Genomic DNA, 25756 nt, shown 5'->3' with positions numbered 1-25756 from the left:
TCATCAAAATACCATGAAAAAAATAGTTTATTCTATACTTGCACTTTGTTCTTTAACTGCTTTTGGACAAGAGAAAACATTTTCTTTTGACAAAAAAATAACGTACAAAGTTAATTTACCTGAAGAGTACAAAGAGCTGGTCAGCATACAAAATGATAATTTTCAATTTGTGATGTATCTATCAAAAGAGGCTGTTTTAGGAACGGCAGAGAACACACAAAATTTCTTAAATTATTACAGTACAGGGAATACTTTTTTTAGGGAATCATTCTTAATAACTGATCATAAATATTTTGATGTTACTGCAAATACGCTTGAAAATAATCTTTCGATAAAACTTCCTTCATATTACGAGGGGATTGGTGAAGAGGAAATAAAGCCTTATCAAGATCATTATTTTTCTAACATTACCAATGTTGTTAATCTAAATAAAACATCAACAATCAACGGATATACCTGTAATAATTACGAAGTAATCTCGAAAAAAGATGATTTCGAAACGACTACTTCTATCTGTGTTGATGAAAAAAACTCGATTGATAATATTAGTTTTCTGCTGTCTAAACAAAATATAAAAGGTTTGCTCGTTAATTTAACAACGAACGATGAAGCTACATTTGGTTTTACCGTTGATAAAATAGGAAAAGCGAATGCAAAATTAACTTTTGATCAAGCAAAAGAAATTGAGAAGTTCGCCGAAAAATTAGAAAAAAGTAAAACGTATTACGAAGATTTGTACGCTAATACAGTTGTAGATTCTACCTATACAGCATACAACACAGACAATCGTTACGAAGATCCGATAATTAACTTTTATACCTATCAAACATCTGAAAATGATAATGTTAATCAACTTTTTTCGACTATTGCAGGTTTAAACTACAATTTAGTTTATACAGATGCTGATTATGATGGCAATCCTGATTTGGAACGATCAACTGCACTTACAACAGCAGAAGGTTCTACGAATCAATTAATTAAGCAATTCAAAAAGAATAAATTAGCAAATAAAGGAGAAGTAAAAGAGTTAAACAACCTTTTCAAAACGTATTTTGAAGATGCAAAAAACTTTAAATTAACTGAGGTATCAACAGCTTATGATGAAGCTGCCGATGCGGTAGATTCTGCTTACGAAGCTGTAGATATTGCAGATTATTATGATCCTTACACTTCGACTTACAAAACGACTGATATTAGTGTAATTGATTTAGCAATCGACAATCCTAATGTACAGAGTTACTTGAAAATTGCACCAGCACATTGTAAAGATTTAAAAACTAAAATTCCGGCTTTCACAGACAAAGAATTAGGGAACTTGGTTTACAATTACGCTGGTCAAATATGTGATTTGTACATCTATCAAAGCGGAAGTGTTGGATTAACTGAAACAATTGATGCAATGAGAAAAAGTGTTTTAGAGATTACAAATAAATTCGATAAACTGAAAAAAGAAGACAAAGAGAAGTTAACAACTTTCTTTAATTCTTTGGATTAATTATTTATCAAACTCATCGATCATGAAAAAATCAATCAGCTTTATTCTAATGTTTTTCACCAGTTTTACTTTTGCTCAAATGCAAACGTATACATTTGAAAACGTCATACAATATCGCATCAAAAGTGATTTTTATTCAGATTTTTTAGATATTTTATCAACCAAAGATTACAAAGCGCATTTGATGATAACACGAACACCAATGGGAAATTTCGCTTCGTTAAAAGTAAACGAAAACATGTATTCTGTTTACAGCGAAGAAAAAAATCCAAAGGTTTTTAAAATAGATTTCGAAGGAACAAAAGATTTATTAGGAAATAAATTTCTTCTTACCAATCATCCAAGTTTAACTAATCAAGAGTTCGGAAACAACTATGTAGCAAACAAAACGGGTAAAAAAGAAACTATTCAAAATCAATTGTGCGAAGTTTATACTATTTTTAGAAAAGATAACGACAATGATAATGGAACTGAAATGTGTATTGATACAACATCTACTATCAACTCTGTTCCGTTTATCAATTCTGAATTAAATTTGAAAGGTTTGGTATACCGAGTTGGACAGAATATTGTGTTAGAAAATGTAGAAACTTTAGAAAATTGGTTAAAAAATAATTCTGACGAAAACGAAACGATTTCACCAACTGATTTTATGTATCAATTTGATGAGAAAAAAGAAGTAGAAGAATACAAAAACGAATACAAAAAACAAAAAAAATGATAGACTTAACATACACAGAAAAAAAAGATACACGTAGTGGATTTGGAGATGGATTAACAGAGTTAGGGAGAACTAACCCAAACGTTGTTGCATTATGTGCCGACTTGATTGGTTCATTAAAAATGGATCAATTTATCAAAGAAAATCCAGAGCGTTTTTTCCAAATTGGTATTGCAGAAGCAAACATGATGGGAATTGCAGCAGGATTAACAATTGGTGGTAAAATTCCTTTCACTGGAACATTTGCTGAGTTTTCTACAGCACGTGTATACGACCAAATTCGTCAATCTATCGCTTACTCAAACAAAAATGTAAAAATTGCAGCATCACATGCTGGTTTAACATTAGGGGAAGATGGTGCAACTCACCAAACTTTAGAAGATATTGGTTTGATGAAAATGTTACCAGGAATGGTTGTGATTAATCCTTGTGATTACAATCAAACAAAAGCGGCTACACTTGCTGTTGCTGAATATGAAGGTCCTGTATACTTGCGTTTCGGACGTCCTGCGGTTCCAGTTTTCACACCAGCTGATCAAAAATTTGAAATTGGTAAAGGAATTTTAATGAACGAAGGTTCTGATGTAACAATCGTTGCTACTGGACATTTGGTTTGGGAATCTTTGGTTGCAGCTGCTGAATTAGAAAAAGAGGGAATCTCTTGTGAAGTAATCAATATTCATACAATTAAACCTTTGGATGAAGAAATAATCTTAAACTCTGTCAAAAAAACAGGTAAAATTGTTACAGCTGAAGAGCACAATATCTTAGGAGGTTTAGGAGAGTCTGTTGCACGAGTTTTAGCTCAAAAATTACCAACAAAACAAGCTTTTGTTGCAGTTAATGATACATTCGGTGAATCTGGAACACCTTCAGATTTGATGAAAAAATATGGTATTGATTCTACTGCAGTAATCGAAAAAGTAAAATCTTTACTTTAATACCTTTCAATAAAATAAAAAAGGAGCTTATTAAAAGCTCCCTTTTTTATTGTTTTAGATTATTTAGGTTGGTTATAAAAGCAAAACTGCTTCTACTATATATTTATTTTGCAAAAATAAGTTATCTTGCTTATTCAAAAAATACTCATCAATCGGTATTTTGAAGAAGCAATAAATCTAATTTTATGAATAAATCTGATCAAAAATCTTTAATAGAATATACTACAATCGTCAAACAACTTTGGAGTGAAAATACTGATTGTAGAAATAAAGAAGAAAAGGAAGATTGTTTTAAATCGATTGAAGAATCATTACAAGCATTCGCAAGTTTATCTATTGGTGAATATTTTATGTATGTAATCAATCCTAATTCGGCTGTTTTCGAGTATGTTTCTCCACAAGCTGAATCTATTTTAGGTTATCATCCGACTGAATATACCGCAGAACTTTGTGTAAAAATTGTACATCCTGATGATTTAGAAAATGTCATTGATATCCAACAAAAAATTGCAAATTTTAACACAGAAATTACGCCAGAGGAAAGAGTCAATTATAAATTTATGTATAACTTTCGTGTGATAGATAAAAAAGGAATTATTCATCAAATACATCTTCAACATTTTTTTTATGAATTGAGCGAAAATCTATTACCTAATCGTGTTTTTTGCTTAGCAAATGATATTACACAAATAAAAGTTGGTGGAATTCCAACTATGCAAATTTATAACATCGAAAATGGTTTAAGTAACTTGCTTCATCCGAAAACAGATTCTTCATTATTGTTAACGAAAAAAGAAAAAGAAATTGTAGAATATTTGTTCAGAGGTTATACAAGCCAAGATATTGCTGATGCTATTGGTTTGAGTAAACATACAATAGATACGCATCGAAGAAATATTTTGAAGAAAAACCATTGTTCAAATACATCTGAATTGTTTAGTCTTTACTTTAAAAAGTAAAAAAGCAAGCCGATAAGCCGGGTTCTGTCATCTTAATGATTTAAAATGCTTTGTCATTTATCTAGTGTTTCAGTTGCCTGAAACATCAATCTGCCTACCCCCCAGCAACGAACGAGTAGCTCTTAACTGCTGGTATACATGGCATTGCTCCGCATAGAGTTTACCTGGTTTCACTACAGCCGAACTGTACATACTTTCTGTTGCACTTGTCCTCGCCTCTCGACGGACGGGCGTTACCCGCTATGCTTACTCTTTGGAGCCCGGACTTTCCTCTTCATGTACATGAAGCGACAAAGTGGCTTGCTGAGCACAAATGTACGGCAAAAGTTACCGAAATAAAAAAGGCTTAAACAAAAATGTTTAAGCCTTTCTTTTATAGAAACTTAGAAATTATTCTGATTTTTCTTCTTTCGTTTTTCCTTTTACAGAAATTTTAACACCATCTTTTGCTTCATTCAAGTCAAGGATTAATTGATCACCTTCACTTATTACCGCATTGATAATCTCCTCTGCCATCGGATCTTCAATATATTTCTGAATAGCACGTTTCAATGGACGAGCACCGTAATCTTTATCAAAACCTTTGTCAGCAATAAAATTTTTCGCTTCTTCAGTTAATTCGATATGATAATCTAATGCTGTCAGACGCTCAATTAAACTTGCTAACTCAATATCAATAATCTTCATGATATTTTCTTTTGTTAATGAATTAAAGAAAATAATATCATCAATACGATTTAAGAATTCTGGAGCAAAAGCACGTTTTAATGCTGTTTCAATTGTTGATTTTGCACGTTCATCTGCAGAATCTTTCTTCGATGAAGTTCCAAATCCAACGCCATCACCAAAATCTTTTAATTGTCTTGTACCAATGTTAGATGTTAAAATGATAATCGTATTACGGAAATCAACTTTACGACCTAAACTATCTGTTACATGACCATCATCCAAAATTTGTAATAAGATATTGAATACATCAGGATGCGCTTTTTCGATCTCATCAAGCAAAATTACTGCATATGGTTTACGACGCACTGCTTCTGTCAACTGACCACCTTCTTCATAGCCAACATAGCCCGGAGGTGCTCCTACTAAGCGAGAAACCGCAAATTTCTCCATGTATTCTGACATATCGATACGAATTAAAGCATCATTAGAATCAAAGATTTCCTTCGCCAAAACTTTCGCTAATTGTGTTTTACCAACACCTGTTGTTCCTAAGAAAATGAATGAACCTATTGGTTTGTTCGGATCTTTTAATCCTGCACGATTACGTTGAATTGCTTTCACAACTTTCGTTACTGCTTCATCTTGTCCAATTACTTTTCCTTTCATTAACTCATTCATTTGAGCTAATTTTTTCAATTCTTTTTCAGCAACACGATGAACAGGAACTCCTGACATCAACGAAACTACTTCCGCTACATTTTCCTCTGTAACCGTTTCGCGATTCTCTTTTGATTCTTGCATCCATTTTGCTTGTTCACGTTTCAAATCGCTTTCTAATTGCTTTTCTGAGTCACGTAAACGAGCTGCTTCTTCGTATTTCTGAGATTTCACAACTTTCGTTTTTTCCTCACGAACCTCTTCTAATTTTGCTTCAAGATCTAAAATTTCTTGTGGTACTTTTATATTCTTGATGTGAACGCGAGAACCAGCTTCATCTAAAGCATCAATCGCTTTATCTGGCAAGAAACGATCTGTGATATAACGTGTTGTCAAATTAACACACGCTTGCAACGCTTCATCTGTATAATTTACATTATGATGCGCTTCGTACTTATCTTTGATGTTCTGCAAAATCTGTAATGTTTCTTCAGGCGTTGTTGGCTCTACCATCACATTTTGAAAACGACGAACTAATGCGCCATCTTTTTCGATGTACTGACGATATTCATCCAACGTTGTTGCACCAATACATTGTAATTCTCCACGAGCTAATGCTGGTTTAAACATGTTAGAAGCATCCAAAGAACCTGTTGCTCCTCCTGCTCCAACTATCGTATGTAATTCATCAATGAAAAGAATAATGTCATCATTTTTCTCTAATTCATTCATGATGGCTTTCATCCTTTCTTCAAATTGCCCACGGTATTTAGTTCCAGCAACTAACGAAGCTAAATCTAATGTAACTACACGTTTGTTGAACAAAACGCGCGAAACTTTACGTTGTACAATTCGTAAGGCTAAACCTTCTGCGATTGCAGATTTACCAACACCTGGTTCTCCAATTAACAATGGATTATTCTTTTTGCGGCGAGAAAGAATTTGAGAAACACGTTCTATTTCTTTTTCACGCCCAACAACAGGATCCAATTTTCCTTCTTGTGCTATCGCTGTTAAATCTCGTCCGAAATTATCTAAAACAGGTGTTTTACTTTTCGAAGTTGATTTACTTGTAGACGCACGTTCAAAATCGCTATCAGAATCCCCTCCATCAAAAGATGGATTTTCTGCACGAGGAGATTGAATTTCCTCATCTTGAAATTGAAATTTGAATTCTTCCTTTACTGTATTGTAATCAATATCTAACCTATTCATTAACTTGGTAATCGGATCGTTTTCATTACGAAGGATACACAATAATAAGTGAATTGTATTTACAGTCGGACTTTTAAACAATTTTGCTTCTAAGAATGTGGTTTTCAACGCTCTTTCGGCTTGTTTTGTCAAACTCAAATTTTTTATATTATTAACCGGAGTTTCTTTAGCTGGGTTTAGGTTTTCTATTTTTTGACGCATTTCGTCTAAATCAACATTTAATGCTTCTAAGACAGAAATGGCTTTCCCTTCACCGTCGCGAATAATCCCCAACAGAAGGTGTTCCGTTCCTATTTGGTCGTGGCCTAATCTCAACGCTTCTTCCTTACTGTAAGAAATAACGTCTTTTACTTGTTGTGAGAAATTATCGTTCATTTTATTATTTAAGCTGTCTTTAACAAATATAATTATTCTGGTAGACTATAGCATAAATTATGCCTATGTCCGAAATGATTTGATGAATCCCTAAAATAGGGAATTATTGTCTATTAATTTCAAAATAGCTGACAATATTTCATATCAATTCTTAATGAATTCATAAAAATTTGAGAAATAGATGTAGTCGCTAAGAAATCGTATAAATCGCCTTTATTCATCTTTAATTGATCATGTAAATCAATTATTTCTTCTGAAGAAAGTGTAGAATTTGATTGTATAATTTGATCAATTTCATTTCTTCTTTCAGGACTGTATAAAGTAGACGAACACCATGTTACAATTTTTTCTTGTGAAACGTCTTTTACACTCAATTCATTTTCATTCCAAAACAAAAGGTAAGCATTTTTAGTTGTTCTTTCAAAAACAAAAATGGTAAAAGGTGCAATTTCTGACAAATTTTCCGAATTAACAAACTCTTTTACAGTATTATACTTCAACAAATCTAATAAAATAATTCCTCGACTTTCTCTGTATTGCTCTTTAAGATGTAATGGTTTTTCGATTCCACCATTCAAAATACAAGCAACATATTGCTCCGAATAAAACATCCAAGTACCTTTTGCACGTTCATCAACAGGCGAAAAATAGGTTTTTCCGAAACGCATTTGTTCTACAATTTCATTTGAAGAAGATCGACTAATTTCTTCGTCTCGGTTGTGGGTCAACACAAATTCATCATCATTTCTATAAAAACTGACTATACACATCTCATTTTTCAATTTAGTTCAAATGTAAAAATTTATCTTTGCAAAGAATTATGAGTATTCAGAAAACTATATCGCATTCTTTTGATGAAATGAAATCAATTCTTTTGCAATTTGACGATACGTCTTTTCAACAAGAATTAAAAATTATTTCAAACGCTTCTGTTGGTCAACATTTTCGTCATATTATTGAGTTTTACTCTTGTTTGCTACAAGCTCAGGAAAATCGTTGTATTTCTTATGATGATCGACAACGTAAGCATTCGTTAGAAAATTCTGTTGTTGAAAGTTTGACAACTTTAAATCATTTAAAAACTAAAATTGAAGCTTTAGATTTAGACATAACTATTCAACTCAAACAGAATTATTATGGTGAACATTTTATGATTAATACCACAAATTATCGTGAAATAATGTATTGTTTTGATCATAGTATTCATCATTTTGCATTGATTAAAATCGCCATTGAAACTCATTTTCCCACATTTAAAATTCCACAAAATTTTGGAATTGCTTCTTCAACAATTGCTTTTCAAAATCAAGAAAAATGAAACCAAATATTGCGAAATGGACACAATACGAATTTTGGCCATTCTGGCTATTCTATGGACCATTAACACCTTGGTACATCTATAAAATTTTTCAGGCAGGTGCACCAGCTTACTTTTGTTCCGTAAATCCAAAAATGAAATGGGGCGGATTTATCGATTATTCGAAAATAGATTTATTGAATCAAATTGAAGAAGATTACAAACCAAAAACTGTTTTTTTTGAGGAATTTACAACACAAAAACTTCCGTTTAATTTTCCTTTTATTGCCAAACCAAATCTTGGTGAACGTGGAATTGGAGTCGAATTAATTCGAAATAATTTTGACTGGAATCATTATTTAAAACAAAATAATCGTGATTTAATTTTACAAGAATATATTCAATCAAATTTTGAATTTGGTGTATTTTACGTTCGATTACCAAAAGAAAAAAATGGTAAAATACTTTCGATTACAACAAAAGATTTTTTAACATTTACAGGCGATGGAAAGTCAACGTTAAAAGAATTAATCGATCAAAATTTAAGAGCATTTTACCGAAAAGATTATTTAACTAAACGCTATCAAAACGAGTTAAATTCTATTCTTGCAAAAGGTGAACAATTATTAGTAGAGCCTATTGGTAATCATAGTCGTGGAACTACATTTTTGGACGGATCATATTTAAAAACGATAAAATTAGAAGAAACCATTGATCAAATCGCTCAAAAAATTGATGGATTTTATTATGGGCGAATTGATTTGAAAGCAAAAAGTTTAGAAGATTTTCAAAACGGAAATTTTGTCATACTCGAAGTTAATGGAGCTAATTCGGAAGCAACACACATCTACGATCCTTCATTCAACCTCATAAAAGCTTATAAAGAAGTGATTAAGCATTTAGATTATCAACATACCATTGCTATACAAAATCATCAATTAGGTGTAAAATGGACGGATTGGAAATTACTTGCAAAAGAATTAGTCAAACGATTTTAATCATAATTTAACCAATTTTGGCAGTATTTCTCGAAAGGAATAAAGATTGAAAGCAACATCTGAAACCATTTATATGAGGTATCCCTTTCCAAAGAAAACAATTATAATCCCGTTATTATTACTTATCCCCATGTGGATTATCTTTCTATTTCAACAAAATGGATACAGCTTTGATGGTTGTTATGGTGTTATTCCTCGAACTTTTGTAGGCTTGAAAGGTATTTTATTTTCACCATTTTTCCATTCGGGATGGAAACACATTATTAGCAATACTTTTCCATTGACATTTCTAAGTTTTATCGCCTTGTTAATGTATGATAGATTGGCCTATTACGTTATTTTCTTTGGTTGGATTTTATCAGGAACAATCTTATGGATTATTGGAAATCCCTCATTTTTAGATGATAACGTAAGTTGTCATATTGGTGCAAGTTCTATTGTTTATTTATTGGCTTCGTTTATCTTTTTTAGTGGTATTATCAGAAAAGAACGTGGTTTGATGGCAATATCATTAATTATTATTTTATTATATGGTGGAATGATTTGGGGGATGGTTCCGCAAGAAATTTTACCTCAACTAAAAACAGATACAAGTAGTAATTCTATCTCATGGGAAGGTCATTTGAGCGGATTTATTTCAGGTGCGTTTTTCGCCTATTTATTTCGAAAAATTGGTCCACAAAAAGAAGTTCCGAAATGGGATCAAGAAAATTATTATGACCCACAAGCCGAGCATTTATGGGAAGTTTACCAAGAACAAGAACGTTTGAGAGCAGAATATTTAGAATCTTTGAATGAAGAAGATGAAAAACCAAATTATTACATAAAACAAAACCCTGAAAATTAATTTTCAGGGTTTTTATCTTGTAGTCAATCTCTTTTTAGAAAGGCATTCCAGGAATGTTTGGTAAGTTTTCTTGAGCAGTTTTCTTCGCTCTATCGATTGCTTCTGTTTTTACTTGCTCTAACGCTTTGTTTAACGTCATTACTAATAAATCCTCAATCTCTTCTTTCTCCATTCCTTCAGCAAGTTCAATATCTTTTACTGTTGCCAATTTAGACATGGTAATTTTTACTTTTCCGTCGTTAGAAGTAGTTGTAAAATTTTCTCCGTCTAATTCATTCTTTAAATCAGAAAATTTATCTTTAAATGAATTGATTTTTCCCATCATTCCCATGATGTCTCCAAAATTTCCAAACATTTTTTTTATCTTTAATAATTAATTATTCATGTAATTTTTTCCACAATAAATCTTTCAATTCTGTAATTCCTTTTCCAGAAACTGACGAAATAAATATTGTTTCGATATCAGTTGGTAATTGTGCTCTAATTTCAGCTTCCAATTCATCATCTAACATATCTGATTTAGAGATAGCTAAAACACGTCCTTTATCTAATAATTCTGGATTAAATTTTTTCAATTCATTCAACAGAATTTCATATTCTTTTTTATAATCTTCTGCATCCGCAGGAATCAAAAACAAGAGATTCGAATTACGCTCGATATGACGTAAGAAGCGATGTCCAAGTCCCTTTCCTTCTGCTGCTCCTTCGATAATCCCAGGAATATCTGCCATAATAAATGACTGGTGATTACGATAATCAACAATCCCTAAGTTAGGTGTTAAAGTTGTAAATGCGTAATCTGCAATTTTAGGTTTTGCAGCCGAGACAGCCGATAACAAAGTCGATTTACCAGCATTTGGAAAACCTACTAATCCAATATCAGCTAAAATTTTCAACTCCAATGTAACATAAAGTTCATCTCCTTCTATACCTGGTTGTGCATAACGAGGTGTTTGACGTGTTGCAGAACGGAAATGCCAGTTTCCTAAACCTCCTTTTCCTCCTTTTGCAATAATTAATTTTTGTCCATTTTCTGTTACTTCGCCAATAATATTTCCTTCTTCATCTCTGGCAATTGTTCCAATCGGAACTTCCAAAATAATATCTTCACCATCAGCACCAGTTGAACGAGATTTACCTCCTCGACCACCATTTTGCGCACGGAAATGTTTTTTAAATCGAAATTCTAACAATGTCCAAAGATTTGAGTTTCCTACAAGTGTGATGTTTCCTCCACGTCCTCCATCTCCACCATCTGGTCCTCCTTTGTCAATATATTTTTCGCGATGCAAACTTGCTGAACCCGCACCTCCATGTCCGGCTCTACAATTTATTTTTACGTAGTCAACAAAATTTGATTGCATATTTTTTCTCTTTTAATTAGTCTGCAAAAGTACGATTTCTAATTTGTTTATTAAAATCTAATTGCTAAGTTTCAAAATATTGTGAAACTGATGGATAGTTGAGTTGAATATTTATCGGATATGTTTAATTTTGCAACATGTACAAACAAGTCAAACAAATTCTATTTCAATTACAGCCTGAAGATGCGCATCATTTTGTTATGCGTAACCTAAAAAATTATGTTGCATTTCCTGGTGTTGGAAAACTATTAGATAAATTTTATCAATTCAATCATCCAAGTTTAGAACGTGAAGTTTTTGGAATTAAGTTCAAAAATCCAATTGGTTTAGCTGCAGGTTTTGATAAAAATGCTGAATACATCGAAGAATTGAACCACTTCGGATTTGGTTTTATCGAAATTGGGACCGTTACACCAAAACCTCAACCCGGAAACGAAGCTCCTCGAATGTTTCGTTTAGTTGAAGATGAAGCAATTATTAATCGAATGGGATTTAATAATAAAGGTGTTGACTATGCTGTTAAAAAAATAAAAGAATTACCTCATCGCGAGCGTTATATCATTGGTGGAAATATTGGTAAAAATAAAGTCACTCCAAACGAAGATGCGGTTGATGATTATGTGAAATGTTTCAATGCTTTGTTTGATTATGTTGATTACTTTGTCGTGAACGTAAGTTCGCCAAACACACCAGGATTACGGGATTTACAAGAAAAAGACCCCTTATTGTACATCTTAAAATATTTGCAACAATACAATCACCAACACGAAATACCAAAGCCTATTTTACTTAAAATCGCTCCTGATTTGACCAATTCTCAATTAGACGATATTATTGAAATCGTGTTAGAATCTAAAATTGCTGGAGTTATAGCTACTAATACAACCATTTCAAGAGAAGGATTAAATTCTGATCCAGAGATTGTAAAAGAAACAGGCGGCGTTTCAGGAAAACCACTTAAAAAGCGTTCGACAGAAGTCATTCGTTATCTTTCAGAAAAATCGAACAAAGCCTTTCCTATTATTGGTGTTGGCGGTATTCATACAGCCGAAGATGCAAAAGAAAAGTTGGAAGCTGGTGCAAGTTTATTACAGGTTTACACAGGTTTTATTTACGAAGGTCCTGCTGTTGTAAAGAATATTTGCAAAGGATTGGCTGAAGATAAATAACTCGTACAAAGTTTGACTAAATAAATTAAACTTGATAATAAAAAAAGGATTCTCAATCGAGAATCCTTTTTATTTCTATATAAAGTTGTTCTTACAAAACTTCTTTAATTGCTGCGTTTAACTTTTCAGTAATATCTTCAATAGAACCTACTCCATCAATCTCAACCCATTTTCCTTGTGCTTTGTAGTGTTCAGCTACAATTGCAGTTTTTTGGTAATACTCAGTAATACGATCACGAATTATTTTTTCGTCTACATCATCTGCACGTCCAGATGTTTTTCCGCGCTCTAATAAACGTTCTACTAAAATTTCGTCATCGACAACTAATGCCAATGTAATCGAAACTTCGTTGTTATATTTATCAGCAAGGATTTTATCTAAAGCCTCTGCTTGAGACGTAGTACGTGGATATCCATCAAAAATATATCCTTGTTCATTTGGATTATTGTCTAAATGATCAACCAACATATTTGTTGTCACCTCGTCTGGAACTAACTGCCCCTTGTCCATGTAAGATTTTACAAGTGCACCTAATTCTGTTTCATTTTTTAAGTTGAAACGGAACAAGTCTCCTGTAGAAATTTGAGGAGTTTGGTATTTTTCTTCTAAAAATTTAGCTTGTGTTCCTTTACCACTGCCAGGAGGTCCGAACAATACAATGTTTAGCATGTTGTTTAATGTTTTATTTGATAAATATCTGGTAAATTTCTTCCTAATCCGTCAAAATCTAATCCATAACCTACTACAAATTTGTCAGGAATAGAAATTCCTACTAAATCTACTTTCAACTCTTTTTTGTAAGCATCTGGTTTAAATAATAAAGTAGCTACTTTCAAAGATTTCACCTTTTTCTCTTTCAAGATACGGTGCAATTCTACTAACGTATTACCTGTATCTACAATATCTTCTAAAATAATTACATGACGTCCTTCAACACTCATCGGAATATCCATCTCAATTTGAACTTTTCCTGTTGATTCTGTTCCTTCGTAAGATTTTAACTTCAAGAAAGAAATCTCACATTCTCCTTGATATTGTTTTAAGAAATCGCTAAAGAACATGACAACTCCGTTTAAAACTCCGACAAAAATCGGCCTTTCGTCTTTGTATTCTTCATAAACTTCGTTTGCCATATTTTTGATGGCGTGTTCTATTTCTTCAAATGCGATGTACGGAATAAATTTTTTACCGTGAATTTCTATTTCTTTCATTGTTTGAGATATTCAAATATATACTTTTTTTGATAAAGTTTAAAACATTTATCTATTTTATTAGATTGTCATTGAGAAAATACGTGTTTCAGGCTCGTTATCTATCATTCTCTTATCGAATGTCATACATACATTTCGAACAAATGGACGTCCTTGTTCTTTCACGATTAAACCATTTTCTACAAATTCAATCAAATTATCGTCTACCATGCCTTGTAACATCGTTTTAATTCGCTCTACATCATCAAATCTCATACTTTCATCAGCCCAAGAAGTTTCTAAATTACACATTAAATTTAGAATATGACGACGCATAATTAAATCTTCTTCTGATAAAATATGACCTTTGAAAACGGATAATTCTCCGTTTTGGATTGATTTTTCGTACTCTTCTACTGTTTTTTCATTTTGTGCGAAACTATACCAAGAATCGCTAATAGAAGAAACTCCTAAGCCTACCATTAATTGTGTTTTCGAAGAAGAATATCCCATAAAATTACGGTGTAATGTATGCTCCTTCATTGATTGATACATCGAATCGTGTTCTAATGCAAAGTGATCCATTCCTATTTCGAAATAATTCATTTCTTCGAACATTTTTTTTCCTTCTTCGTACAAAGCACGTTTCAATTCTGGCGTAGGTAAATCTTCTTCATGAAAACCACGTTGTCCAACTCCTTTTATCCATGGTACATGTGCATAACTATAAAAAGAAATACGATCTGGATTAAGTTGTTTTGTCAAATTAATCGTCTCTAACATTCCTTCCATTGTTTGATGAGGAAGCCCAAAAATCAAATCATGAGAAATCGATGAAAAACCAATTTCACGCGCTTCTTCTGTTGCTCTTTTCACATTTTCGAAAGGTTGAACACGATTAATCGCTTTCTGAACTTTAAGATCATAGTCTTGTACACCATACGAAATACGTCTAAAGCCTAAATCGTATAATACTTGTAAATGTTCTTTTGTTGTGTTATTCGGATGTCCTTCTAAACTAAATTCGTGTCCTTCGGCAGCATCCGCATATTCAAAAATACCATCAATTAATTTCTTCAAATTTTCTGAAGAGAAAAAAGTTGGTGTTCCTCCTCCTAAATGAATTTCCTTAATTTTTGGTCGAGATGAAAATAAATCTACATACAATTTCCATTCTTTCAAAACTGTATCAATATAAGGAATTTCTACCGAATGTTGTTTAGTAATACGTTTGTTACATGCACAAAATGTACACAAAGACTCACAATAAGGTAAGTGAATATAAATTGATATTCCTTCTTCTGCATTACTTTCATCAAAAGATCGTTGGAAAGTTTCCACCCATCCTTGTTTTGTAAATCCATTATTGTCCCAAAATGGAACTGTAGGATAACTTGTGTAACGAGGTCCTGGAATATTGTATTTTTGGATTAAATTATTCATATCTAAAAAATTAAAAATACTTAATCAAATTGATTAAGTATTATTTAATATTATTGAATTCTAAAAAAAAAATTTAAAGAATTGCTTGACGAACTCTAACTAATTTCGTTAATAATCCTTCTAACAAATCTAATTGTAACATATTTGCTCCGTCACTTTTTGCATTTTTAGGATCTTGATGCGTTTCGATAAAAATTCCGTCAGCACCTACAGCAATTCCAGCTTTTGCAATCGTTTCGATTAACTCTGGTTTTCCTCCTGTAACACCCGAAGCTTGATTTGGTTGTTGCAAAGAATGTGTGATATCTAAAATAACTGGTGCATAATTTTGCATCACAGGAATTCCACGATAATCTACCACTAAATCTCCGTAACCTAACATTGTTCCTCGTTCGATTATAGCTACATTATTGTTACCTGAATCTGTCACTTTTTCAACAGGAAATTTCATTGCTTCTGGCGAAAGAAACTGTCCTTTTTTCAGCGTAACATGCTTCCCTGTTTTTGCTGCAGCAACAACTAAGTCCGTTTGACGAACCAAAAAAGCAGGAATTTGTAAAACATCTACATAAGCTGCAGCCATTTCTGCATGAAAAGGTTCATGAATATCCGTTGTTGTAGGAACATCAAATGTTTCGCCTACTTTTTGAATAATCTTCAATGCTTTTTCATCTCCAATTCCTGTAAAACTATCAATACGAGAACGGTTTGCTTTTCTGAAAGATCCTTTAAAAACATAAGGAATCTCTAATTTATCAGTAATGTTAATTACTTTTTCAGCAATTCTCAAAGCCATATCCTCATTCTCGATGGCACATGGACCAGCAAGTAAAAAGAAATTTGGCGAATCTTTGTGTTTTATCTTTGATAAAGTTTCTATCATTGTGCAAATTTACACAAAGTTATCGACTTATTTTTCATAATTTTGCCTATACTTTATCATTCTTATTTATCATTTTATGGATTTTTTATCTAACATTGGTATAGCTGATATTTTTGGCTATTTAGCTTCAGTCTTTATTGTACTAGCATTCTTTTTTTCAAAAATCACAACCATTCGTATTATCAATGCAATAGGGTGTATATGTTTTGTAATTTATGCTGCAATGATTGAGGCTTGGCCAGTTCTTATTCCGAATGCGTTATTATTTTTAGTACAGGCTTATTATATTGCTTTTAAACCTGGAAAATAACCTTTAAAAACCACAACATTGAAAATTCTTTCTGCAGTATTAAATAATATTGAAACGGATCAACGATTAGATAAAGTTTGTCATTCTTTATTGAAATTTGGATATGATGTAGAATTAATTGGCGCAACATTAAAAGGAAAGCCAAATTTGAATAAACCATACAAAACGCATTTGATTGAGATGAATAATCAATCAACGATGAAAATGTATGCCGAATTTAATTGGAAATTATTTTTTACTTTATTAAAAAAAACAGATAAAAAGACCATTTTATTAGCGAATGATTTGGACAGTTTATTCCCTTTTTACTTGGTCAGCAAAATCAAAAATAGACCTTTAGTTTTTGATAGTCATGAGATTTTTTCAGAGTTACCATCACTTCAGAATCGTCCAAAAACAAAAAAAATATGGAAAACTTTAGAACAATTCTTACTTCCAAAAATCAATCATTTTTACACCGTTAGTGATGGATATGCTAATTGGTTTCATAAAGAATATGGCGCTAATCCGGTTGTGATTAGAAATGTTCCCAATCGAACAAAACTGAATGATAAACAAGATTTTATTTTCTTTCGCTTACCCGAAAATCCAACGAATGACAAAATTTTAATGTATCAAGGTGCAATCAATATGAGTCGAGGAATCGATAAAATGATTGAAGCATTTAAGTATGTCGAAAATTGTCAATTTTGGATTGCTGGAGAAGGTCCAAAAAAAGCAGAATACGAGCAATTGGTAAAAAATTTAAACCTTACAAATCGCATTCATTTTTTAGGAAATATTCCCCCAAAAACTTTAAAAACCATAACACCTTTAGCTGATGTAGGAATGAGTTTGGAAGAAGATTTAGGTTTAAGCTATCGCTATGCTCTACCGAATAAACTATTCGACTTTATTCAAGCAAGAGTTCCTATTTTAGCGACAAATTTACCAGAGATAAAAAAAATGGTAGAAGAATACAACGTAGGTAAAGTGATTATAAACCATGAACCAAAACATTTAGCCGAAACATTACAAGAGATCTTAAACGAAGGAAAACGAAGTTACCAAGAAAATCTTGCAAAAGCTGCAAAAGAACTTTGTTGGGAAAACGAAGAAATAAAACTTAAAGCAATTTTTGAACAAATAAAAAAATAGGTTAATCTCCTTAACCTATTCTTTTTCTTTTTTATATACATGCGGATTTTCGACTACTCCTTTCTTAAAAACCTTTCTAACCCCCATTCTCAACGCATTATCAACTTGTAAAACTTGATCCAACACTTTTTGTTCAGGACGCCCTCTAAAAGATGTAACATGAAACGAATCTGTTTCTCTTAAAGGTTCTTTCGAAAAATAATAATTCGACACACATTTTCTAAACCCTTCATATTTTATTAGTGAAACCGAATGCAACGATTCATTATGCGTCGCCATTACAGCTAATCGATTGAATTTACTAAAAATTGTAATCTGCTCATTCTTCAATCCATTTGGCCAAATTTCTAAATTTCCTCCATATTCTTCTCTCCAATCTGGTGTCACATAATACAATAAATTTAATACGCGCCATAATTCTCTTTTTGCATCATGAGAATTATCTAAATGTGGTTGTAAAAATTGTTTATTTCCCATCATCGACAATCCACCAGCATACAAAGAAGAATCTGGAATAGGTTGCTTTATATCACATATTTCTGCAATCAAACTCACAATTCTTTCGTCTTGAAAAGCATAAATAATCTCTTCCAAAATAGGATGATATTGGTTCATTTGAACAGCGATATATTTATCTTCTTTCAAACTTTTTTTCAAAACCATTTCATCTTTAGAAGGAAAGTTTTCATTAATTTCCAATGCTAAATCGTTTGGCAATAAATCATCTATCCAAAAATATCCAATTTTATTTTTAGAAGTATGATATTGCTGTTTTATAGTGTCTTTTTGGTCTTTAATTTTTTGTAAAATTAAATCTGCAAAATTTTCTCTGCGCATATTCGTTGTTAATTGTATTTAAATTTAAGAAAAAATTTCGTTTAAAATATTTTCTGCATTCATTCTGTCATTTAAATAAGTTTCTAAAATAGATTTGTAAGTTTCAGAAGCAATAAATGGTTTATTTTTCAATAAATTAATTTGTTCAATAAGCTCCTTTTCATTCTTAACTTCAATACATAATTGACGAATATGATCGTCATCTATCACATTGTCATTAATAATAGAATATCGACTATTAAATAATGCATTTACAACTTTCAATTTCGTTCCAGACTGCTGAAAAGACCAACTAATATTCATTTGAGCATTTTTAAACAACGTTAACAGATGTTTAAAATCTTCTAAGTAAATAAATTTAATATTTTTTCTACCAACTATTTTATCTTCAACCCATGCTTGTTTAGAACTTGAAGCGATGATTAAAGGATAATCTATATCGTTAAAAACATCAATCAAAAATTCTACAGCTCTACGGTTATCTGCTGCTCTTAAATCCCCATGATACAAGGCATAATGACCACAACCTTTTAAATTACAAAAGGTATTATTCCCATGAAAAACAGGTATAAATTTACCTTTAGAAAACGTTTGATATATATAATCTTGTTCATAATTAGACAACGTGAAAATTTGATCAAAATGACTCATAATCGGCTCATATTTAATGTACTTTTTAGCTTCTAAGTAATACATCACTCTCTTAAGAATATTTGTTTCACTTAAAGCTAAACCTTCAAAATAATTTTGCTCAATATTATGTAATCTTAAATATTTTTTTTGATTTGATAAATTAAATTTTCGAATAATATCTGTCGTTTTAAGGCTTTCAAAAAAAATTGGTGCGTCAATTTTGGTTATATTTTCAAATAATTTATTTCCATTTCTTGAACAAACTGAAAATGGAGATTTATTAAAAACCAAAAAAGGATTTTGCTTGATAGGATAATAGTAGACTTTTTCAGCATACTTTTCTAAACCACTCTCTTTATTTTCTTTAAATCCAAAAATATGTAAATACACTTTTACCCCTAATTGATGAAAAGCCTGTAATTTAAAAAACACATCAATCACTCCTCCATAACTTGGAGGAAAAGGCGTATCCATGCTTACAAAATGTAATGGTTTATCTCTAAACATTTTATTAGTTTAATATATAAAAAAAGAGTTTACAACTAAGTAAACTCTTTCTTTAAAATTATATTGTATATAAATTTTTATTCTGTGATTGCTTCAGTAACCTCAAATAATTTACCGTCTTCACAACGTACTTTACGAGCAGGATAACGACGAATAATTTCGTAATCATGTGTAGCCATTAAAACTGCACAATTATTTTGTTTTGACACAGACAACAACAAATCCATAATATCATTTGAAGTTTCTGGATCTAAGTTTCCTGTCGGCTCATCAGCTAAAATCAATTCTGGATGATTCAACAAAGCACGAGCAATAGAAACACGCTGCTGCTCACCACCTGAAAGACGGAATGGCATCATTTTCTTTTTAGACAACATACCTACTGCATCTAAAACCTCATCGATACGTTTATCAATTGTCGCTTTATCTTTCCAACCTGTAGCCTTCAAAACAAAGATTAAATTTTGTTCAACTGTACGGTCTGTTAATAATTGGAAATCCTGAAAGACAATCCCTAAATGCCTTCTAAGGTCTGGAATTTTACTTGTTTTTAATGATTTCAAATCCATTCCAACCACAGCTCCTTGCCCTGATTGTAGTGGTAAATCACCATAAAGTACTTTTAACAAACTACTTTTTCCACTTCCCGTTTTCCCGATTAGATAAACAAATTCACCTTCGTTTAGTGTAAAATTAACGTCCGATAATACTAAATGATTTCTTTGATATATAGATGATTGACTTAACTCAATTACATTTTTAGCTTCCATACTTATTACAGTCTTTAAAACAAATGTAAAAAAAAAGCTTGAAAGAACGACCTTCAAGCTTATTTTTTATGAATTGTAGCGATTATCTTTTAGCTCTTACTTCACTAACAGTTAATGCTTTTCTTCCTTTCTTTCTACGAGCAGCTAATACTTTGCGCCCGTTTTTAGAAGCCATACGCTCACGGAATCCGTGTTTGTTTCTTTTTTTTCTGTTACTTGGTTGAAATGTTCTCTTACTCATCTTTACTAAGTTTCTAATCCATTACTCGAATGGGTTGCAAATATACAGTTAATATTATTAATTCAAAAATCAAATTGATAGAAAATTACAAAAAAGCTGAATTAATAGTAAACCGCGTTCCGTTCTACACTTTGTAATTTTCGAAGTGCAAATATAAAAACATTTTTTTTGTTAAGCAAGAGAAAATTAAAACAATAACAATTAAAACTTATCAACATTTTGTTTCACTTAATCAAATCAACCAATTTTCGGAACGATGTAAAATGAATCCTTAAAAGTTTCATAAAACATCAAATATCTTGTTTTTAGCAGTCTTTTTTTTGCTTAAAATTCGTATATTAGCCACCTTATATAACAAAACAATATGACTGAAGGAGAAAGACTAATCCCAATTAACATTGAGGATGAAATGAAATCCGCTTACATCGATTATTCGATGTCGGTAATCGTATCTCGTGCGCTTCCGGATGTGCGTGATGGTTTAAAACCTGTACACCGTAGAGTATTATTCGGAATGTATGAATTAGGTGTTTTTTCTAATCGTTCTTACAAAAAGTCGGCACGTATTGTAGGGGAAGTTTTAGGTAAATTTCACCCACATGGCGACAGTTCTGTTTACGACACTATGGTACGTATGGCACAACCTTGGTCTTTGCGTTACTTACTAGTTGACGGACAAGGTAACTACGGTTCTGTAGATGGAGATCCACCCGCTGCAATGCGTTATACTGAAGCAAGACTTCAAAAAATATCAGACGAATTATTAGCTGATTTAGATAAAGAAACAGTTGATTTTCAACTAAACTTCGACGATACAATCCAAGAACCTACGGTTTTACCAACACGTGTTCCTAACCTATTAGTGAATGGTGCATCTGGTATTGCAGTTGGTATGGCTACAAATATGGCTCCGCACAACTTAACAGAAGTTATTGACGGAACTATCGCTTATATTGATAATCGTGAAATTACAATTGACGAATTAACACAATATATCAAAGCACCAGACTTCCCAACTGGAGGTACTATTTATGGTTACGACGGAGTAAAACAAGCCTTCGAAACTGGACGTGGACGTGTTGTTTTACGTGCAAAAACTAATTTCGAAGAAGTACATGGGCGCGATTGTATTATCGTAACAGAAATTCCTTACCAAGTTAACAAAGCAGACATGATTGCAAAAACTGCTGAGTTGGTAAAAGACGGTAAATTAGATGGTATTTCTGAGATTCGTGACGAATCTGACCGTAAAGGTATGCGTATCGTTTATGTCTTAAAAATGGACGCAGTTCCTAACGTAGTTTTAAATAAATTATTTAAATTCACTCAATTACAATCATCTTTCAGTGTAAACAATATTGCCTTGGTAAATGGAAGACCAGAGCAATTGAACTTGAAAGATATGATTTATCATTTCGTAGAACACCGTCACGAAGTTGTTATTCGTCGTACTGAATACGAATTAAGAAAAGCACAAGAAAGAGCACACATCTTAGAAGGTTACATGAAAGTAATCGGAACACAAGATGATTTGGACCGTGCAATTAAAATTATTCGTGAATCTGCAACACCAGAGGATGCTCGTACAGGATTAATGGAAGCTTTTGAGTTATCAGAAATTCAGGCACGTGCCATCTTAGATTTACGTTTACGTACATTAACTGGTCTTGAGATTGATAAGATTCGTGAAGAGTACGAAGAAATCATGAAAATGATTAATCACTTAAAAGATATTTTAGCAAACGAAGATTTACGAATGCAAATTATCAAAGACGAATTATTAGAAGTTCGTAAAAAATATGGTGATGAACGTCGTACAGAGATCGATTATGCAGGTGGTGATTTAAATATAGAAGATTTAATTCCTGATGAACAAGTTGTTTTAACAATTTCTCACATGGGTTATATCAAACGTACACCACTTTCAGAATACCGCAAACAATCTCGCGGAGGAGTTGGTAACAGAGCTGCTACAACTCGTGACGAAGATTTCTTAGAATATATGGTTTCAGCATCTAATCACCAATACATGTTATTCTTTACAGAAAAAGGTAAATGTTTTTGGATGCGTGTATATGAAATTCCAGAAGGTTCTAAAACATCTAAAGGTAGAGCTATACAAAACTTAATCAACATCGAACCAGATGACAAAGTAAAAGCTTATATCTTAACACACGATTTAATGAACGAAGAATACGTAAATAATAATTACGTAATTATGGTAACTAAAAATGGTATCATCAAGAAAACATCTTTAGAAGCTTATTCTCGTCCACGTGCAAATGGTATTAACGCAATTACAGTTCGTGAAGGTGATACATTATTAGAAGCATTATTAACAAATGGTAAATCCCAAATTATGATCGCTTCTAAATATGGTAAAGCAATTCGTTTCGAAGATGAAAAAGTTCGTCCAATGGGTCGTACTGCTTCAGGTGTTCGTGGAATTAACTTAGGTGATCAACCTGATAATGAAGTTGTCGGAATGATTGTTGTAACTGATATAGAAAAAGAGACTGTATTAGTCGTTTCTGAACAAGGTTATGGAAAACGCTCATCTATAGAAGATTACCGTGAAACAAATCGTGGTGGAAAAGGTGTCACAACTTTAAATATCACTGACAAAACAGGTAAATTAATCGCAATTGAAGCGGTTACAGATGAAGATGATTTAATGATTATCAATAAATCTGGAGTTGCAATTAGAACAGGTTTAGATGAAATTCGTGTAATGGGTCGCGCAACGCAAGGTGTTCGATTGATTAACCTGAAAAAGAACGATGAAATTGCAGCTATTGCAAAAGTGCAAGTTGAAGAAGAATTGGAAGACGAAGTAGAACTTGATGAAGAAGGAAATCCAATTATTGTAGAAAATACAAACGAAAACAACGAAACTCAAGCAAATGAAACACCTGCTGAGGATCCAAATAATGAATAATCAATGAAAAAATTATTATTTAGTTTAAGTTTAGTTTTAGCAATGTCAACATCATTTGCTCAAACAAACTCAGAAGAATTAACAACAGAACCTACAGTTTTAGCTGAAAAATACAATAAATCAGCAAAAGAAAACTTAGCAAAAGGTGACGTTACAAAAGCAAGTCAAGATTTAGCAAAATTATCTAAATACGAAAACGGCAAAGTTTGGCAAGTCAAAAATAAAGACACTAAAAAAGATGAGTTTTACTATTCTCAAGCTGATTTAGATAAAGCAACTGCAGCTGGTAATTATGCAAAAGCAAAAGAAGTTGCATTACAACCAAAATATGGTTTCTTATTGCAATCAGAAGTTTCTACTTTAGCGAACAAAGAATTAGACGCTGCTAACAAAGCAATGGATGCTAAACAATACACAGAAGCAGGAACAAAATTCTTGAACGTTTATAATTTAGTTGAAGCTTTAGGTACAAAAGAAGATATCTATAAATACCAAGCTGCTATCTGTTTTTACAATGCAAATGATTACGACAAATCGTTAACGATTTTGAAAGAATTAGCTGCAAAAGGATTCACAGGTAAATCTGCTAATCAGACAAAAGATTACAACCGTGATATGTATATTTTAGCTCTTAATGGTTTATACAATGCAAAAAAACACGATGCAATTGTAGAAGAAGCTATTGATAAATACCCTACTGATGCTGACATCAACACCATTGCGACTGCAATCTACCAAGTATCTGGAAATTCTGACAAAATGTTAAAACATATCGAAGAAGCGATTAAAATTAATCCAAATGATGCGCAAAACTATTACAACTTAGGCGTTTTATATTTAGATGATAAATCTAAAACAGAAGAGGCTAAAAAAATGTTCCAAAAATCGATTGAGTTAAACCCAAAACATTTCGAATCTTATAACAATTTAGTGTTAGCTATTTTACAAGCAGACAAAGAAATTGTTGAAGCGATGAACAACAATTTAGGAACATCAAAAAAAGAGAAGGAAATTTACAATGCAAACGAAACAAAACGTAAAGCTTTGTTTACAGAAGCAGTTCCTTATCTTGAAAAAATGTACGAAATTCAACCAGAAAATCGTTTGGTTATTCGTAACTTAATTCAAGCATACAAAACATTAGGAAACGATCAGAAAGAAACTTTCTATCGTGAAGCTGAGAAAAAAACTTTAAAATAATTCTCACAATTATATAACAATAAAAAAGGACTTCAAATGAAGTCCTTTTTTATTTGAATTAACTCATTTCTATTTCTGCATTCATTCATATTCTTCTAAATCATTAAAAGCTCATAGATTCCTCGACAAACTCAAAATGATTCCACTAAAAACTTAGAACTTAGAACTTAGAACTTAGAACTTAGAACAAAGTTACAACTCCCAGTTTCTTAAATCTGTCAAGAAATGATGCGCTGTTAAATCATAACGAACAGGAACAACAGAAATATAACCTTCTGCTAAAGCTCGTTCATCGGTATCTTCTCCTTTGTCTAAGTTTTTAAACTCTCCACTCATCCAATAATATTTTCTACCACGAGGATCTTCGCGACGATCAAATTTTTCTTCCCATTTCGCATCAGCTTGTCGACAAACTTTAATTCCTTTAATTTCCTCTTCTTTCAATTTCGGAATATTAACATTCAACACCACTCCTTTTGGTAATTTATGTTCCAAAACTTGTGCAATAATTGTTTTAACAAACTTTTCTCCTGCTTTAAAATCTGCATTGTACGAAAAATCACACAACGAAAATCCAACTGCAGGAACCCCTTCTATTCCAGCTTCTACAGCGGCAGACATAGTTCCGGAATAAATCACATTCACAGACGAATTCGATCCATGATTAATTCCAGAAATACACAAATCTGGCTTACGAGGTAAAATTTGCGAAACAGCTAATTTTACACAATCTACCGGTGTTCCCGAACACGCATATTCTTTTACTTCTGCATCAACTTCAATCTCATCACAAAATAAAGTCGAATTAATCGTAACCGCATGCCCCATTCCACTTTGTGGACTATCAGGCGCTACAACGTAAACTTCCCCAAACTCTTTTGCAACTTCTATTAACGCTCTTATTCCAGGCGCAGTTACCCCATCATCATTTGTAACTAAAATTAGCGGTCTTTCCATAT

25 protein-coding genes and 1 other RNA gene are annotated in these 25756 nt (G+C 32.1%); 12 read left to right on the top strand and 14 right to left on the bottom strand.

Translation table 11 applies throughout. The features are described 5' to 3' along the window. The first annotated feature begins 13 nt into the window (after positions 1–13). From IF125_RS00765 to IF125_RS00750, 4 genes are all read left to right on the top strand, one after another. Positions 14–1495 carry a hypothetical protein gene (locus IF125_RS00765; RefSeq protein WP_225541193.1) on the top strand — a complete coding sequence of 494 codons (1482 nt, stop codon included), beginning with the start codon at positions 14–16 and terminating at the stop codon, positions 1493–1495. A 22-nt stretch (positions 1496–1517) separates the two neighbouring features. Then, complete coding sequence (locus IF125_RS00760) at positions 1518–2216, top strand: hypothetical protein (protein ID WP_225541191.1); 699 nt, start codon at positions 1518–1520, stop codon at positions 2214–2216. After that, positions 2216–3157, top strand: a complete 942-nt coding sequence (locus IF125_RS00755; RefSeq protein WP_188320221.1) for a transketolase family protein — start codon at positions 2216–2218, stop codon at positions 3155–3157. The genes IF125_RS00760 and IF125_RS00755 overlap by 1 nt, the downstream gene beginning before the upstream one ends. Positions 3158–3342: 185 nt before the next feature. After that, the gene (locus IF125_RS00750) at positions 3343–4116 is read left to right on the top strand and encodes a LuxR C-terminal-related transcriptional regulator (RefSeq protein WP_225541189.1); all 774 of its coding nucleotides are present in this window, start codon (positions 3343–3345) and stop codon (positions 4114–4116) included. Here IF125_RS00750 and rnpB read toward each other — a convergent pair. The 3 genes from rnpB to IF125_RS00735 all read right to left on the bottom strand — a co-directional run bounded on the left by rnpB (position 4114) and on the right by IF125_RS00735 (position 7802). Beyond that, positions 4114–4423, bottom strand: an RNA gene (gene rnpB / locus IF125_RS00745) — RNase P RNA component class A. The two genes, IF125_RS00750 and rnpB, sit on opposite strands and share 3 nt — an antisense overlap. Before the next feature lie 83 nt (positions 4424–4506). Continuing rightward, positions 4507–7032: an ATP-dependent Clp protease ATP-binding subunit gene (locus IF125_RS00740; RefSeq protein WP_171623237.1), complete on the bottom strand. Its 2526-nt coding sequence runs from the start codon at positions 7030–7032 to the stop codon at positions 4507–4509. A 119-nt stretch (positions 7033–7151) separates the two neighbouring features. Next, a complete protein-coding gene (locus IF125_RS00735) occupies positions 7152–7802 on the bottom strand; it encodes an NRDE family protein (protein ID WP_171623236.1) in 651 nt (216 codons plus the stop codon). 50 nt (positions 7803–7852) lie between these two features. On the opposite strand from IF125_RS00735, the gene IF125_RS00730 reads away from it, so the two are divergent. The 3 genes from IF125_RS00730 (at position 7853) to IF125_RS00720 (ending at position 10174) form a co-directional block, all read left to right on the top strand. Further along, entirely contained in the window at positions 7853–8350 is a 498-nt protein-coding gene (locus IF125_RS00730) for a hypothetical protein (RefSeq protein ID WP_225541188.1), read from the top strand. Continuing rightward, complete coding sequence (locus IF125_RS00725) at positions 8347–9327, top strand: ATP-grasp domain-containing protein (RefSeq protein WP_225541186.1); 981 nt, start codon at positions 8347–8349, stop codon at positions 9325–9327. The genes IF125_RS00730 and IF125_RS00725 overlap by 4 nt, the downstream gene beginning before the upstream one ends. 73 nt (positions 9328–9400) lie before the next feature. Then, positions 9401–10174, top strand: a complete 774-nt coding sequence (locus IF125_RS00720) for a rhomboid family intramembrane serine protease (protein WP_225541185.1) — start codon at positions 9401–9403, stop codon at positions 10172–10174. A gap of 34 nt (positions 10175–10208) precedes the next feature. On the opposite strand, the gene IF125_RS00715 is transcribed toward IF125_RS00720, so the two are convergent. After that, complete coding sequence (locus tag IF125_RS00715) at positions 10209–10529, bottom strand: YbaB/EbfC family nucleoid-associated protein (protein ID WP_225541183.1); 321 nt, start codon at positions 10527–10529, stop codon at positions 10209–10211. A 22-nt stretch (positions 10530–10551) separates the two neighbouring features. Continuing rightward, positions 10552–11538, bottom strand: a complete 987-nt coding sequence (gene obgE / locus IF125_RS00710) for a GTPase ObgE (protein WP_171623232.1) — start codon at positions 11536–11538, stop codon at positions 10552–10554. Positions 11539–11675: 137 nt separating this feature from the next. Here obgE and IF125_RS00705 point away from each other — a divergent pair, with 137 nt between their 5' ends. Then, positions 11676–12707: a quinone-dependent dihydroorotate dehydrogenase gene (locus tag IF125_RS00705; RefSeq protein ID WP_225541182.1), complete on the top strand. Its 1032-nt coding sequence runs from the start codon at positions 11676–11678 to the stop codon at positions 12705–12707. A gap of 91 nt (positions 12708–12798) precedes the next feature. Here IF125_RS00705 and IF125_RS00700 read toward each other — a convergent pair whose 3' ends face one another. From IF125_RS00700 to kdsA, 4 genes are all read right to left on the bottom strand, one after another. Further along, positions 12799–13377 carry an adenylate kinase gene (locus IF125_RS00700; protein WP_171623230.1) on the bottom strand — a complete coding sequence of 193 codons (579 nt, stop codon included), beginning with the start codon at positions 13375–13377 and terminating at the stop codon, positions 12799–12801. Between the two features lie 5 nt (positions 13378–13382). Next, the gene (gene hpt, locus IF125_RS00695) at positions 13383–13919 is read right to left on the bottom strand and encodes a hypoxanthine phosphoribosyltransferase (RefSeq protein ID WP_171623229.1); all 537 of its coding nucleotides are present in this window, start codon (positions 13917–13919) and stop codon (positions 13383–13385) included. A 60-nt stretch (positions 13920–13979) separates the two neighbouring features. Beyond that, a complete protein-coding gene (gene hemN, locus IF125_RS00690; RefSeq protein ID WP_225541181.1) occupies positions 13980–15341 on the bottom strand; it encodes an oxygen-independent coproporphyrinogen III oxidase in 1362 nt (453 codons plus the stop codon). Positions 15342–15414: 73 nt separating this feature from the next. After that, entirely contained in the window at positions 15415–16224 is an 810-nt protein-coding gene (kdsA, locus tag IF125_RS00685; protein WP_171623227.1) for a 3-deoxy-8-phosphooctulonate synthase, read from the bottom strand. Between the two features lie 76 nt (positions 16225–16300). On the opposite strand from kdsA, the gene IF125_RS00680 reads away from it, so the two are divergent. Together IF125_RS00680 and IF125_RS00675 are read left to right on the top strand one after the other, a co-directional pair. Further along, a complete protein-coding gene (locus tag IF125_RS00680) occupies positions 16301–16534 on the top strand; it encodes a uroporphyrinogen decarboxylase (protein WP_171623226.1) in 234 nt (77 codons plus the stop codon). 18 nt (positions 16535–16552) lie between these two features. Continuing rightward, entirely contained in the window at positions 16553–17671 is a 1119-nt protein-coding gene (locus tag IF125_RS00675) for a glycosyltransferase (protein ID WP_171623225.1), read from the top strand. Between the two features lie 15 nt (positions 17672–17686). Here IF125_RS00675 and IF125_RS00670 read toward each other — a convergent pair whose 3' ends face one another. From IF125_RS00670 to rpmH, 4 genes are all read right to left on the bottom strand, one after another. Beyond that, on the bottom strand, positions 17687–18508 hold the full coding sequence (locus tag IF125_RS00670; protein ID WP_225541180.1) for a 2OG-Fe(II) oxygenase: 822 nt from the start codon (positions 18506–18508) through the stop codon (positions 17687–17689). Positions 18509–18532: 24 nt separating this feature from the next. Then, the gene (locus IF125_RS00665) at positions 18533–19648 is read right to left on the bottom strand and encodes a hypothetical protein (protein WP_225541179.1); all 1116 of its coding nucleotides are present in this window, start codon (positions 19646–19648) and stop codon (positions 18533–18535) included. A gap of 77 nt (positions 19649–19725) precedes the next feature. Continuing rightward, positions 19726–20418 carry a cell division ATP-binding protein FtsE gene (locus IF125_RS00660; RefSeq protein ID WP_171623222.1) on the bottom strand — a complete coding sequence of 231 codons (693 nt, stop codon included), beginning with the start codon at positions 20416–20418 and terminating at the stop codon, positions 19726–19728. A gap of 82 nt (positions 20419–20500) precedes the next feature. Beyond that, positions 20501–20659 (bottom strand): 50S ribosomal protein L34, encoded by a 159-nt coding sequence (rpmH, locus tag IF125_RS00655; RefSeq protein WP_019974979.1) that lies wholly within the window; start codon positions 20657–20659, stop codon positions 20501–20503. A 364-nt stretch (positions 20660–21023) separates the two neighbouring features. Between rpmH and gyrA the strand changes: the two genes are divergently transcribed. Both gyrA and IF125_RS00645 read left to right on the top strand, forming a co-directional pair. After that, positions 21024–23597 (top strand): DNA gyrase subunit A, encoded by a 2574-nt coding sequence (gene gyrA / locus IF125_RS00650; protein WP_225541177.1) that lies wholly within the window; start codon positions 21024–21026, stop codon positions 23595–23597. A gap of 3 nt (positions 23598–23600) precedes the next feature. After that, complete coding sequence (locus IF125_RS00645) at positions 23601–24797, top strand: tetratricopeptide repeat protein (protein ID WP_225541176.1); 1197 nt, start codon at positions 23601–23603, stop codon at positions 24795–24797. Positions 24798–24989: 192 nt separating this feature from the next. On the opposite strand, the gene surE is transcribed toward IF125_RS00645, so the two are convergent. Continuing rightward, positions 24990–25754 carry a 5'/3'-nucleotidase SurE gene (gene surE / locus IF125_RS00640; protein WP_225541175.1) on the bottom strand — a complete coding sequence of 255 codons (765 nt, stop codon included), beginning with the start codon at positions 25752–25754 and terminating at the stop codon, positions 24990–24992. Between the last annotated feature and the right edge of the window lie 2 nt (positions 25755–25756).

The organism is Empedobacter stercoris (assembly GCF_020281205.1).
Classification (GTDB): domain Bacteria; phylum Bacteroidota; class Bacteroidia; order Flavobacteriales; family Weeksellaceae; genus Empedobacter; species Empedobacter stercoris.
This window is presented reverse-complemented; position numbering and strand designations above follow the sequence as displayed.

Excerpts from the sequence above, each read along its gene's own strand:
- IF125_RS00765 (WP_225541193.1), top strand. The coding sequence starts at position 14 with ATGAAAAAAATAGTTTATTCTATACTTGCACTTTGTTCTTTAACTGCT.
- IF125_RS00760 (WP_225541191.1), top strand. The coding sequence starts at position 1,518 with ATGAAAAAATCAATCAGCTTTATTCTAATGTTTTTCACCAGTTTTACT.
- IF125_RS00750 (WP_225541189.1), top strand. The coding sequence starts at position 3,343 with ATGAATAAATCTGATCAAAAATCTTTAATAGAATATACTACAATCGTC.
- IF125_RS00740 (WP_171623237.1), bottom strand. The coding sequence starts at position 7,032 with ATGAACGATAATTTCTCACAACAAGTAAAAGACGTTATTTCTTACAGT.
- IF125_RS00735 (WP_171623236.1), bottom strand. The coding sequence starts at position 7,802 with ATGTGTATAGTCAGTTTTTATAGAAATGATGATGAATTTGTGTTGACC.
- IF125_RS00730 (WP_225541188.1), top strand. The coding sequence starts at position 7,853 with ATGAGTATTCAGAAAACTATATCGCATTCTTTTGATGAAATGAAATCA.
- IF125_RS00725 (WP_225541186.1), top strand. The coding sequence starts at position 8,347 with ATGAAACCAAATATTGCGAAATGGACACAATACGAATTTTGGCCATTC.
- IF125_RS00720 (WP_225541185.1), top strand. The coding sequence starts at position 9,401 with ATGAGGTATCCCTTTCCAAAGAAAACAATTATAATCCCGTTATTATTA.
- IF125_RS00715 (WP_225541183.1), bottom strand. The coding sequence starts at position 10,529 with ATGTTTGGAAATTTTGGAGACATCATGGGAATGATGGGAAAAATCAAT.
- obgE (WP_171623232.1), bottom strand. The coding sequence starts at position 11,538 with ATGCAATCAAATTTTGTTGACTACGTAAAAATAAATTGTAGAGCCGGA.
- IF125_RS00705 (WP_225541182.1), top strand. The coding sequence starts at position 11,676 with ATGTACAAACAAGTCAAACAAATTCTATTTCAATTACAGCCTGAAGAT.
- IF125_RS00700 (WP_171623230.1), bottom strand. The coding sequence starts at position 13,377 with ATGCTAAACATTGTATTGTTCGGACCTCCTGGCAGTGGTAAAGGAACA.
- hpt (WP_171623229.1), bottom strand. The coding sequence starts at position 13,919 with ATGAAAGAAATAGAAATTCACGGTAAAAAATTTATTCCGTACATCGCA.
- hemN (WP_225541181.1), bottom strand. The coding sequence starts at position 15,341 with ATGAATAATTTAATCCAAAAATACAATATTCCAGGACCTCGTTACACA.
- kdsA (WP_171623227.1), bottom strand. The coding sequence starts at position 16,224 with ATGATAGAAACTTTATCAAAGATAAAACACAAAGATTCGCCAAATTTC.
- IF125_RS00680 (WP_171623226.1), top strand. The coding sequence starts at position 16,301 with ATGGATTTTTTATCTAACATTGGTATAGCTGATATTTTTGGCTATTTA.
- IF125_RS00670 (WP_225541180.1), bottom strand. The coding sequence starts at position 18,508 with ATGCGCAGAGAAAATTTTGCAGATTTAATTTTACAAAAAATTAAAGAC.
- IF125_RS00665 (WP_225541179.1), bottom strand. The coding sequence starts at position 19,648 with ATGTTTAGAGATAAACCATTACATTTTGTAAGCATGGATACGCCTTTT.
- IF125_RS00660 (WP_171623222.1), bottom strand. The coding sequence starts at position 20,418 with ATGGAAGCTAAAAATGTAATTGAGTTAAGTCAATCATCTATATATCAA.
- rpmH (WP_019974979.1), bottom strand. The coding sequence starts at position 20,659 with ATGAGTAAGAGAACATTTCAACCAAGTAACAGAAAAAAAAGAAACAAA.
- gyrA (WP_225541177.1), top strand. The coding sequence starts at position 21,024 with ATGACTGAAGGAGAAAGACTAATCCCAATTAACATTGAGGATGAAATG.
- IF125_RS00645 (WP_225541176.1), top strand. The coding sequence starts at position 23,601 with ATGAAAAAATTATTATTTAGTTTAAGTTTAGTTTTAGCAATGTCAACA.
- surE (WP_225541175.1), bottom strand. The coding sequence starts at position 25,754 with ATGGAAAGACCGCTAATTTTAGTTACAAATGATGATGGGGTAACTGCG.